The organism is Pseudomonas sp. OIL-1 (assembly GCF_010669185.1).
Classification (GTDB): domain Bacteria; phylum Pseudomonadota; class Gammaproteobacteria; order Pseudomonadales; family Pseudomonadaceae; genus Halopseudomonas; species Halopseudomonas profundi.
On record NZ_CP048629.1, the window covers coordinates 2030178 to 2041664 of the forward strand.

Consider the following 11487-nt stretch of genomic DNA (forward strand, 5'->3'; position numbering starts at 1 on the left):
GCAGCTCAGGGCCGGGGTGCAACCCTGAGCGGTACGAGGCGGTGGCGCTCAATGCACTCTGAACTGGGATACCAGTTGTCTGAGGTTTTCACCCAGTCGCGCGAGCTCGTTGCTGGCGTCGGACGTCTGGCTCACTCCCGTTGAGCTTTGTGCTGCGGCGTTAACGATGCTGACCACGTTGCGATTGATGTCCTCGGCGACATGGCTCTGTTGTTCGGATGCGGCGGCGACCTGAATTATCTGACCGCGAATCATGCCGACCGACTCTTCGATAGTCTGTAGCGAGCCCGCTGCTTCGTTGATCGCACTGACCGTGTGTTCGGACTGCGCCTGGGCGCTCTTCATGTGATCGGCGGCTTTCTTTGATTCATCCACGTAGCTTTCGATCATGGCGCGGATCTGCGTTGCCGACTCGCCGCTGCGGCTGGCGAGCTGTCGCACCTCGTCCGCCACCACGGCAAAACCGCGCCCCATCTCTCCGGCACGTGCCGCCTCGATTGCCGCATTGAGCGCCAGCAGGTTGGTCTGCTCGGTCACTTCACGGATAACGTTCACGACCGATTGGATTTCATCACTCTTGCCCGCCAGTGCTTCGATCATGCGGGCGCTTTCCTGCAACGTGGTAAACAGCTGCCGGACCGAATCCTGGGATGACAGGACAGTGTTGCGACCCAGACGTGATTGCTCGTCTGCAACGGATGCAGCGCTTTCGACCTCCGTGGCGTTACCGGCGATTTGAAGGACAGTCGCCGCCATCTCGTTGATTGCCGAGGCGATCTGATCGGTCTCGCTTCCCTGGAGCTCGACGGAGGCCTGGGTTTCTGTCGCGATATGACTCAGTTCTTCCGCAGCGGATGCCAGCTGGTCAGTGGTCTCGCCGACTTGCGTGATGGCCCGTTGAATTTTTGCGACGAAGGCGTTGAATTGACGTCCCAGCTCGCTCAGCTCGTCGTTGCCATGCGCAGGCAGACGTTGAGTCAGGTCGCCATCACCTTCGGCGATTTCCTGCATCATGCGCGTAGCACTGGCGAGCGGGCGGGTGACGGTGCGACCGATGAAGATCCCAAGCAGGATTGCGACGCCAACAATAAATAGCGTTATCCACAGGATGCGGCTGAGCGCCGCCGCGATGTTCGCTTCTATTTCCTGCTGTGCCGCGCTGACCGCCTTGTCGACGTCGGTGACGTAAATACCCGCTCCGATTACCCATTCCCATTCCGGCAGGTCGATTGAATAGGAGATCTTCGGCTCCGGCTGGTTGGTGGCCGGATTGGGCCAGACGTACTCATGGAAACCTTGTCCGCTGCGTCCGCTTGAGATCAGATTGCGCAGTAACTCCTTGCGTGCTGGCGTCGAGTCGCGCGACGGGCCTTCTGCGCTGGGCTTCGGGCGAAAGGCAAGATTGTAGGAATCGTATGTCCACGCATATATATAGTTGTTCTCACCGAAACCCATGGACCGGATGATATCCCGCGCGGCCGTTTGAGCCACGCTCTTTTCCAGGTAGGGATCGGTATAGACCTCTTCGATAGCGGTTCGCGCTGCATCAACGACCTGTTTGAGCCCGGTCTTGTGGGCCGAGATGAGTTGGGTACGTAGACGCTCCACTTCGGCCGTTCCCTGCTGCTGGATCTGATTGAACGTGAGCCAGGCGCTAACCCCCGCGGTCAGCAGTACGGGGAGAAGAATTCCTATCAGCAGCCGGGAGCGTATGCTGAGATTTGAAACAAGGTCCATGAAATATCCTTACAAGACTTCGGGCGGAACGGTAGATTTGATGATGACCTGCGAGTTATCGGCAGGCTGATCCTGTTCTGAAGGCTCTATTTCAAGCTTCTTGAAGGATTCTTCCCCTTTGCGCGTAACCTGGGTTGATGTGACCTGATGAAAGACGCTGGATTGGTCTTTGATGCAGGTTGAAGTCGTGGCTATTGAGCCCCATATAGCTTGTTTGCCATTTCATGCGAGGCTGTCATGCCGCTGATTCGAATTTTGTTGTTGCTCATTCCACTGATCGAGCTGGCCGGACTGATTTTGCTGGGTCAGGCGATCGGGGTCGGGTTTACCTTGCTCTGGGTATTGGTAAGCGGGCTACTCGGGGTTGCAGTCATTCAGCGCCAGGGTTGGGGGATGCTCCAGCGCCTGCAGATACAGATGGCCGAGAACCGCGCGCCTTTCTCCATTCTCAAGTCTGGAATGTGGGGCGTGCTGGCGGGTGTGCTGCTGGTTATCCCCGGGGTAGTGACTGATGTCCTGGCGGTGCCTGCAATAATACTCGCGCTGCGTAATCGGAACCGGCCTGGCCCGGGCGAGCCAGGCGGCCCGACGGTCTGGAAACGCGGCGAGCACCACGTCATTGAAGGTGAGTGGGAGGCCGGACGCAAGGAGCCGTCCGACCCAGATCAACGCATCGATCGCGAGTGATCCCGGACAGAAATTTTTTGCTGTCGAGGGCTTGAAAACGTTTTGCAGGGCCCCATTAAGGATTCACCAGTTTTGGCAGGCTCCCTTCATCGGGTGCATGCCCTGAACAAAGACATGCTCAGGCATGTTTGTCAGGCTGAAAAGCCTGTTTTTCTTGGGACGCCGGCATGCCGGCTTTTAAAAGCTAATTGGAGACTAAACACGATGAAAATTCGTCCGTTACACGATCGCGTCGTCGTTCGTCGCAGCGAAGAAGAAACTAAAACCGCTGGCGGTATCGTTCTGCCTGGCTCGGCCGCAGAAAAGCCAAATACCGGCGTGGTAGTCGCTGTGGGTACCGGGCGTCTGCTGGACAACGGTGAAGTGCGCGCACTGGCCGTCAAGGAAGGTGACAAGGTTGTCTTTGGTCCCTATTCCGGCAGCAGCACCATCAAGATCGACGGCGAAGACCTGCTGATCATGAGCGAATCCGAAATTTATGGTGTGCTGGACTGATCTGCGAACTGCTGACGTCCTGCATTTCTCCAACGAATATATGAAGGAAAGCGAAAATGGCTGCTAAAGAAGTTAAATTCGGAATCTCCGGCCGCAACAAGATGCTGGCTGGTGTCAACATTCTGGCTGATGCCGTCAAGGCAACTCTGGGGCCGAAGGGTCGTAACGTGCTGATCGAGCGCAGCTTCGGCGCGCCTATGATCACCAAGGACGGCGTTTCCGTCGCCAAGGAAATCGAACTGAAAGACAAGTTCGAAAACATGGGCGCCCAGCTGGTCAAGGACGTAGCGTCCCGTGCCAATGATGATGCTGGTGACGGTACTACCACTGCGACCGTGCTGGCCCAGGCTATCGTTACTGAAGGCCTGAAATCGGTCGCTGCCGGCATGAACCCGATGGACCTTAAGCGTGGTATCGACAAGGCTACCGTTGCCATTGTTGCCGAGCTGAAGAACCTGGCCAAGCCCTGTGCTGATTCCAGAGCCATCGCCCAGGTTGGTACCATCTCCGCCAACTCTGACGAGTCCATCGGCAAGATCATTGCCGATGCGATGGAAAAAGTAGGCAAGGAAGGCGTTATCACCGTTGAAGAGGGCTCCGGCCTGGACAACGAGCTGTCTGTCGTAGAAGGCATGCAGTTTGATCGCGGTTACCTGTCTCCTTACTTCGTCAACAAGCCCGAGACCATGGCTGCCGAGCTGGACAATCCGTACATCCTGCTGGTCGACAAGAAGATCTCCAACATTCGTGAAATGTTGCCGGTCCTCGAAGCTGTCGCCAAGGCTGGCCGTCCGTTGATGATCGTTGCTGAAGACGTTGAAGGTGAAGCGCTGGCTACCCTGGTCGTCAACAACATGCGCGGCATCGTCAAGGTTGCTGCGGTCAAGGCACCTGGCTTCGGCGATCGCCGCAAGGCAATGCTGCAGGATATCGCTATCCTCACTGGCGGTACCGTGATCAGCGAAGAAGTTGGCCTGAACCTCGAGAACACGACTCTCGAGCATCTTGGCCAGGCCAAGCGCGTTCAGATCAACAAGGACAACTCCACCGTTATCGACGGTGCAGGCACTCAGATCGACATCGAAGCGCGTGTTTCGCAGATCCGCAAGCAGATCGACGACACCACTTCCGATTACGACCGTGAGAAGCTGCAAGAGCGTCTGGCCAAACTGGCTGGCGGTGTTGCAGTCATCAAGGTCGGTGCTGCTACCGAAGTCGAGATGAAAGAGAAGAAGCACCGCGTTGAAGACGCTCTGCACGCAACCCGTGCGGCCGTCGAAGAAGGCGTGGTACCTGGCGGTGGTGTAGCGCTGGTTCGTGCGCTGCAAGCCATTGAAGGCATGGTCGGCGCGAATGACGACCAGACTGTCGGCGTTAATCTGCTGCGTCGCGCCGTCGAAGCGCCTTTCCGTCAGATCGTCACCAATGCTGGCGACGAAGCGTCTGTCGTGCTGGACAAGGTCAAGGCCGGCTCCGGTAACTATGGTTACAACGCTGCCTCCGGTGAGTACGGCGACATGATCGAGATGGGTATCCTCGATCCGGCCAAGGTCACTCGCGCTGCGCTGCAGGCTGCTGCCTCGGTTGCCAGCCTGATGATCACTACCGAAGCCATGATTGCCGAGTTGCCGGAAGACGACAAGCCGGCAATGCCTGACATGGGTGGCATGGGCGGTATGGGTGGCATGGGCGGCATGATGTAAATCTGCTTTCCTGCTCCACAGAAACCCGGTCTGAAAAGACCGGGTTTTTTTGTATATACCGCTTCGGTTGGAAGATAATTTGTAAGTGATTACCTACGCAGCGTGTAAGCGATGATTGCCAGTTGTTGTCAGCGGGACAGTTTGTCGGTTGTGTGATATTCTCTAAGATATTGATATATAAGGATATTATTAATGGCGGGGTCAGGCGAGACCCTGTCATGACGGCTTGATTCCGTATGGTTTGGACGTATTATGTATCCATGTGTGACGGATCACGCACCCCGACAGGACGTTGGGGAAGGGATTTCCAGGAAGGTAAAGTCAGGACGACTTGGACACGGATTGCATAAATGGAATGAAGAGTGGGCGGGTTAATCCCCGCCCCTTTTTTTGCCTGCGATTTGTACTCCGGCCTGGTGAGGTGCTTCTGGATTCAGCTACTCCACACCGTGCAGGCACAAAAAAGGCCGGCGCGAGGCCAGCCTTTTCCAATCCGTACGCTTAGCGCTCCAGATACTGCAATTTGTCAGGCACGCCGTCCCACTCTTCTGCATCGGGCAGGCCGTCTTTCTTCTCGGTGATGTTCGGCCAGATTTCCGCCAGCTCTGCGTTCAGCTCGGTGTACTCCTGCTGATCGGCGGGCACTTCGTCTTCGGAGAAGATGGCGTTGGCCGGGCATTCAGGCTCGCACAGTGCACAATCGATGCACTCGTCCGGATGAATGACCAGAAAGTTCGGGCCTTCGTAAAAACAATCGACAGGGCAGACCTCAACGCAATCTGTGTATTTGCATTTGATGCAGTTGTCGGTAACAACGAAAGTCATTGTGGGTCTCCATCGAGATCGGCGAGTACGAAAGTGGCGCGTAGTTTAGCAGTTTTTTTCTGTGGGTACAGGGAGTTAGCCAACCTGTACCCATTATGCGCCGTTATCGACACGTTTAATGACAATCACTCTCATTTGGCGGCCATTCAATGCATCTGCTCTTTCCAACGGTATAGCAGCTCGAGGGCCTGGCGCGGTGTTAGCTCGTCCGGTTTTACGCTCTGCATCTGCTCTATCAGCGGATGCGGAGCGCTGGCGAACAGATCGCTCTGCATCGGCTGGTTGCCAGCATTCAAGGTATTCGCCTGCTGGTTCAGGCTCTGCCGTTCGAGATGCGCAAGATGCTGTTTGGCCCGTTCCACCACTTCCCGCGGAACGCCCGCCAGCTGCGCTACCTGCAAACCGTAGCTCTGGCTCGCGGGCCCCTCCAGCACGGTGTGCAGGAACACAATCCGCTCGTTATGCTCGGTGGCATTGAGGTGCACGTTGGCTACGCCCGGGTCAGTGTCGGCCAGGCCGGTAAGCTCGAAGTAATGCGTGGCAAACAATGTAAAGGCGCGAATCTGTGCCAGATATTCGGCCGCTGACCAGGCCAGTGACAAGCCGTCAAAGGTACTGGTCCCGCGGCCTACCTCATCCATCAACACCAGGCTGGCCTGCGTCGCATTGTGCAGAATATTGGCGGTTTCGCTCATCTCCACCATGAAGGTGGAACGGCCCCCGGCCAGGTCATCGCTGGACCCGATACGGGTGAAGATGCGGTCGACACAGGACAGCTCGACCTGCGCCGCCGGTACGTAGCTGCCGATATGGGCGAGCAGCACGATCAGAGCGGTTTGCCGCATATAGGTCGATTTACCGCCCATGTTGGGACCGGTGATCACCAGCATGCGGACGTCGTCGTTCAGGCATAACCCGTTCGCCACGAAGGGCGTTTCCAGTACCTGCTCGACCACTGGGTGGCGGCCTTGCCTGATGATCAGCTGACTTTCCTCGACAAAGCGCGGCTGGCAGAAATCCAGCGTGCCGGCGCGTTCGGCGAGATTCGCCAGAACATCGAGTTCCGCGAGGCTGGCGGCGCTGTCCTGCAAGGCGGCCAGATCCTCGTTCAGACGGTCGAGCAGCTCGTCGTAGAGTTGCTTTTCTCTTGCCAGGGCACGGCTTCGAGCTGATAACGCCTTGTCTTCAAAGGTTTTCAGTTCAGGGGTGATGAATCGCTCCGCACCTTTCAGCGTCTGGCGGCGGATGTAATCGACCGGCGCCTTATCCGACTGCCCGCGGGACAGTTCGATAAAGTAGCCATGCACGCGGTTGTAGCCGACCTTCAGGCTGGAAAGACCGGTGCGCTCGCGTTCGCGGGTTTCCAGATCGAGCAGGAATTGGCCCGCGTTTTCGCTGATGTTCTGTAAGTCGTCAAGCTCGGCATCGAAACCTGTCTTGATCACGCCGCCGTCACGAATCACCGCTGGAGGGTTATCGATGATTGCGCGTTCCAGCAGGTCCGCCAGCTCAGGGTAGGTGCGGACCTGCTCGGCCAGATGACGCACATGCGGCGTTTCGGTAGACCCGAGCGCCTCCTGCAATTGTGGTAGTACCGCCAGGGCATCGCGCAGGCGCGCCAGATCGCGGGGACGGGCTGAACGCAGGGCGACTCGCGCGAGAATGCGCTCGATATCGCCGATGCCCTTGAGTATCGGTTGAATGTCTTCGTGGAAATGCTGGTCGAGGAAGGTGGCGATACTGCTTTGCCGGGCTTCCAGTACAGCCATGTCGCGCAGGGGCCGATTCAGCCAGCGCGCCAGAAGTCTGCTGCCCATCGCGGTAGCGGTCTGGTCGAGTACATCAAGCAGGGTGTTGTCACGTCCCCCGGACAGGTTGCTGTCGATCTCGAGGTTGCGCCGGCTGGCGCTGTCGATGATCACGCTGTCTTCGAAGCGCTCACGCAGGATGCCGCGAATGTGCGGCAGGGCGGTGCGCTGGGTCTCCTTGGCGTAGCACATCAACGCACCGGCCGCACCGAGCCCGAGGGTCAGGCCGCTACAGCCGAAGCCGGCAAGGTCTTTGGTGCCGAACTGCTGCGTCAGAGACTTGAATGCGCTGTCCTGATCAAAGTCCCAGGGAGCGCGCCGGCGAACCGCGCGGCGCCGCTCTATCGGCGTATTGCTTTCCCAGTCATCCGGAATCAACAACTCGGCTGGCGCCAGACGCTCGAGCTCCCCGAGCAGCGTTTCCCAACCACGTAGCTCCATGGCGGTAAAGCGGCCGCTGTTAATGTCCAGCGTGGCCAGACCAAAGCCGCGCTCGCTGCCGACCAGTGCCGCAAGCAGGTTGTCACGACGCTCGTCCAGCAGCGCTTCGTCACTCACCGTTCCGGGCGTGAGAATACGCACTACCTGGCGTTCAACCGGACCCTTGGACGTGGCCGGGTCGCCGATCTGCTCGCAGATCACTACCGATTCACCCAGCTTGACCAGCTTGGCCAGGTAGCCTTCAGCCGCATGGAAGGGGATGCCGGCCATGGGAATCGGTTGACCGCCCGACTGGCCGCGCGCGGTCAGCGTGATATCCAGCAACCGTGCGGCTTTTTTCGCGTCGTCGTAGAACAGCTCGTAAAAATCGCCCATCCGATAGAACAGCAACTGGTCTGGATGGTGCTGCTTGATGCCGAAATACTGCGTCATCATGGGCGTGTGGCTGGCGGATTTTTCGGCGCGACTCATGCAGATCCCTGGGGTCGGTGGCGTTTGAAGGGTACGTTGGCCGGGCATAGTCTACGCAAAGCGGTCGCGGCTTTTAAGCGCAAAGTGAAGCGCTCATCCAGTTTCGGCAAGACGGTGCGCCAGCCTCTATTCGGTAACAACCGCCTGCAATGTTGCCCACGCATTATGAGTAGGTGGGTTTGCTCGCTCGGTTACTGCAAAGTTCCGTTATTCGTTTTGTGAATCATCCGATTTCAACGCTTCGATATGGTCGGTCGGCTCGCTTGACACAGATCTGGCCTCAATCGTAGCTTGATACTGACAGTTGTCAGGGAGGGACGACAGGACCGTTTCTGACCCTAAAATAATTCCAGGAAGCTGCACGTGAACAATAATAAAGCGCCGATGATGCTCGGCTGCCTGAGCTGCGGGGTATTGCCATGATCCTGACTGACTTGCCCGACCATAACCTTGAACGCTTTGGCGAATATCCCTTTCTGTATTTCAATGATCGGCCCCAAAGCAACCGTCATCTCCTGGAAATGACCAATCGCCTGGCAGCCGGGCTCCAGGCGCAAGGCATCAAGCCGGGCGACCGCGTGATGGTGTGTATGGCGAACGCGCCAGAAGTGTTTGTCGCCTACCAGGCGATCATGCGTGCCGGCGCCATCGTGTTGCCGGTGATGCATGTACTCCATCCAAAGGAGATCGGCTTTATCGCCGAGGTGTCGGGGGCGAGCGCCATCATCACCCAGCACTCGATTCTTCCCGTTATCCAGCAAGCCGTGGCAGGTCTGGATCTCCCGCCGCTGCTACTGGTCTCGGGGTTGGGTGAGTCAATTACCGACGCTGCTGTGCGCATGCTGGATCTGCATTCGTTGATACAGAACGGTACAGGCGCGCTTGAGCAGCCTCAGCTGCAGCCGGACGATACCGCAGTCATTCTGTTTACCTCCGGCACAACGGGGCAGCCCAAGGGTGTCATGCTCACCCACCGTAATCTCTACAGCAATGCGGCGGCTGCCGCTGCCCTCGCCGATATGGAGGATGATCCACCCGGCGTGACGTTGGGTGTACTGCCACTTGCTCATATTTATGGATTTACCTCTGCCAACACCTTGTTCCTGCGAGGGGGCGCGATGGTGATACTGCCGAAGTTTGGCGTGGCGGAGGTCTGCCAGGCCATTCAGGAACACAAGGTCCGTCGCTTCAGTGCAGTGCCTGCCATGATCCATGCGCTGGTAGCGGATCCGGTTACGGCTCAATACGACCTGTCCAGCCTGGAAATTGTGGGATCGGGCTCGGCACCCTTGCCGGTCTCGCTGATGTCAGCATTCAAGGCGCGTTTCGGTGCAGATATCTACGAGGGATACGGTCTGTCCGAGGCGGCACCAACTGTGTCTGCGCACCGGGTCGGTGAAGTGCTTAAGCCCGGCTCGGTGGGCCGGGCTTTCCCCGGCGTTGAGTTGCGCATCATTGATGACGCGGGCCGACCGGTGCCAACCGGCGAAATTGGCGAACTGCTGGTGCGTGGCGAGAACATCACACCCGGCTATTACCGCAACGAGGCGGCAACCAGCGCGGCTATCCGGGATGGCTGGCTCCATACTGGCGATGTCGCACGTCTCGATGAAGACGGTTACCTGTATATCGTTGATCGTCAGAAAGACTTGATTCTGCGCGGCGGTTTCAACATTTATCCCCGGGATCTCGAAGAACTGATCTCCACGCATCCGGCCGTTGCGGAGGTGGCCGTGGTGGGCGTTCCCTCCGAACGCATGGGGGAGGAGGTGATTGCCGTGGTGGTTCAGGCTCCACACGCCTCGGCAAGCGAATCCGAACTGTTGACCTATTGCCAGGAGCATCTGGCGAAGTACAAGACGCCGCGCGCTGTCATTTTTCTCAGCGCGCTGCCACGTAATGGTGTTGGGAAGGTCCTCAAGAAAACCCTGCGCGAGCAGGTTGCAGGATTGGTCGCTGGGCAGGCCTTGGTCTAAGCCAGGCTCTCGACAGCGTTGCACCAAACAATAACAAAAACTGGAGAAGTGCCCATGAGAATCAAGTTGCCAAAAAAAGTGCTGAGTGCCAGCGTGTCCCTTGCGGCCCTGCTTGCGTTGGGTAGCGCCACCCTGGCGCATGCCGATGAATACAAGATGCCACGCCTGCTGGCTATCGGTACATCGGGTACTTCCAGCGGCAGTTTTGCTTCCACTAACGGTTGGGGCCCGGTTTTCCAGAAGGAAACGGGCTCTAACGTCCGTATCGTCCCGGTGGACAATGAATCCCAGCGCTATCAGAGACTGACTGATCGCAGGGACCTGCGTATCAGTTCGGTCTCGTCCGCCGAAATGCGGTTTCAGATCGAAGGCATCGGTAGCTATGCCGGTAGCAAGCCAGTGGCCCAGCGCGTGATCTGGCACCATAACGACACCCCCTGGGGTTTTGTGGTCGCCGGTAACTCTGATCTGCAAACCATGGAAGATCTGAAGAAGAGAAAGATCACCGTGTCGCAGGGGGAATTCTCGCCTCCCATGGTCGTCGCCGTGACGAAAGCCCTTCCCGCCTATCTGGGCATGACCGAACAGGAAACATCCGAAAATTTCTCCTTTGTTTCTGCAAGCAGTTACGCGCAAAGCTGCCGCGCGGTGGTGGAGGGCAGGGCTGACGTTGCTTATTGCGCGCCCACGAGCTCGATCCTCTCGGAAATGGAGGGCGCACCAGGCGGCATTCGCTGGTTGAACATGGACCTCGATAACAAGGAAGCCTGGGACCGGTTTCTGGCGCACCGCACGATGGTTGTGCCCACGGAGATTGATCTCGGGGTATCGACGGCAAAAGGCGTTGATGGCCTGGCTTCCAACTTCCTGTATGCCGTACCAGCGGATGCGGATGAAGCGTTCGCCTATAACATGGCCAAGTGGTTCCACCAGTCGTTCGGTAAATACAAGGGCACTCACCCGCTGTCCGCACGTATGGATCTGAGCATTTTCCGGGAATACCTGAACCGCTCACCCTTGCCCGTTCATGAAGGGACGGTTCGTTACCTGAAGGAAGTAGGTGCCTGGACGACTGAAGATGACACCTGGAACCAGGCCGCTATCGAGAAGATGGACCGCTGGACCGAGGCGCGGCAGGCGGCACTGGACGAGGCACGAAAGGGGCGCATTCAAGCTAGCCATAACAACGAAGAATTCACTGCGATCCTGAAAAAACATACCGAAGGGCTCGAGCCTTTCCGCACCCGGCTATAAGCAATAGCCGTTGACCGGGTCTGTTGCCGTTCTGTTGCGCCCCGCTTCTCCGGGTTGCGTGGCAAGCGGTAGCAGACCCTGACCATGCCT

Annotated in this window: 8 protein-coding genes; 5 read left to right on the forward strand and 3 right to left on the reverse strand. The window is 57.9% G+C overall.

Annotated elements, in window-relative coordinates; translation table 11 throughout:
- Positions 1-48 precede the first annotated feature (48 nt).
- Entirely contained in the window at positions 49-1737 is a 1689-nt protein-coding gene (locus G3M63_RS09495; protein ID WP_163982846.1) for a methyl-accepting chemotaxis protein, read from the reverse strand.
- A 237-nt stretch (positions 1738-1974) separates the two neighbouring features.
- Here G3M63_RS09495 and G3M63_RS09500 point away from each other — a divergent pair, with 237 nt between their 5' ends.
- The 3 genes from G3M63_RS09500 (at position 1975) to groL (ending at position 4622) form a co-directional block, all read left to right on the forward strand.
- Positions 1975-2424 (forward strand): FxsA family protein, encoded by a 450-nt coding sequence (locus tag G3M63_RS09500; protein WP_150300812.1) that lies wholly within the window; start codon positions 1975-1977, stop codon positions 2422-2424.
- A 204-nt stretch (positions 2425-2628) separates the two neighbouring features.
- On the forward strand, positions 2629-2919 hold the full coding sequence (locus G3M63_RS09505; RefSeq protein WP_150300813.1) for a co-chaperone GroES: 291 nt from the start codon (positions 2629-2631) through the stop codon (positions 2917-2919).
- A 56-nt stretch (positions 2920-2975) separates the two neighbouring features.
- Positions 2976-4622: a chaperonin GroEL gene (gene groL / locus G3M63_RS09510; protein WP_150300814.1), complete on the forward strand. Its 1647-nt coding sequence runs from the start codon at positions 2976-2978 to the stop codon at positions 4620-4622.
- A 501-nt stretch (positions 4623-5123) separates the two neighbouring features.
- Here the strand turns inward: groL and fdxA are convergent.
- Both fdxA and mutS read right to left on the reverse strand, forming a co-directional pair.
- Complete coding sequence (gene fdxA, locus G3M63_RS09515) at positions 5124-5447, reverse strand: ferredoxin FdxA (RefSeq protein ID WP_150300815.1); 324 nt, start codon at positions 5445-5447, stop codon at positions 5124-5126.
- Between the two features lie 146 nt (positions 5448-5593).
- Positions 5594-8167, reverse strand: a complete 2574-nt coding sequence (gene mutS, locus G3M63_RS09520) for a DNA mismatch repair protein MutS (RefSeq protein WP_163982848.1) — start codon at positions 8165-8167, stop codon at positions 5594-5596.
- A gap of 419 nt (positions 8168-8586) precedes the next feature.
- On the opposite strand from mutS, the gene G3M63_RS09525 reads away from it, so the two are divergent.
- Positions 8587-10143: a class I adenylate-forming enzyme family protein gene (locus G3M63_RS09525; RefSeq protein ID WP_163982851.1), complete on the forward strand. Its 1557-nt coding sequence runs from the start codon at positions 8587-8589 to the stop codon at positions 10141-10143.
- Positions 10144-10197: 54 nt separating this feature from the next.
- Entirely contained in the window at positions 10198-11397 is a 1200-nt protein-coding gene (locus tag G3M63_RS09530) for a TAXI family TRAP transporter solute-binding subunit (RefSeq protein WP_150300818.1), read from the forward strand.
- The last annotated feature ends 90 nt before the right edge of the window (positions 11398-11487 follow it).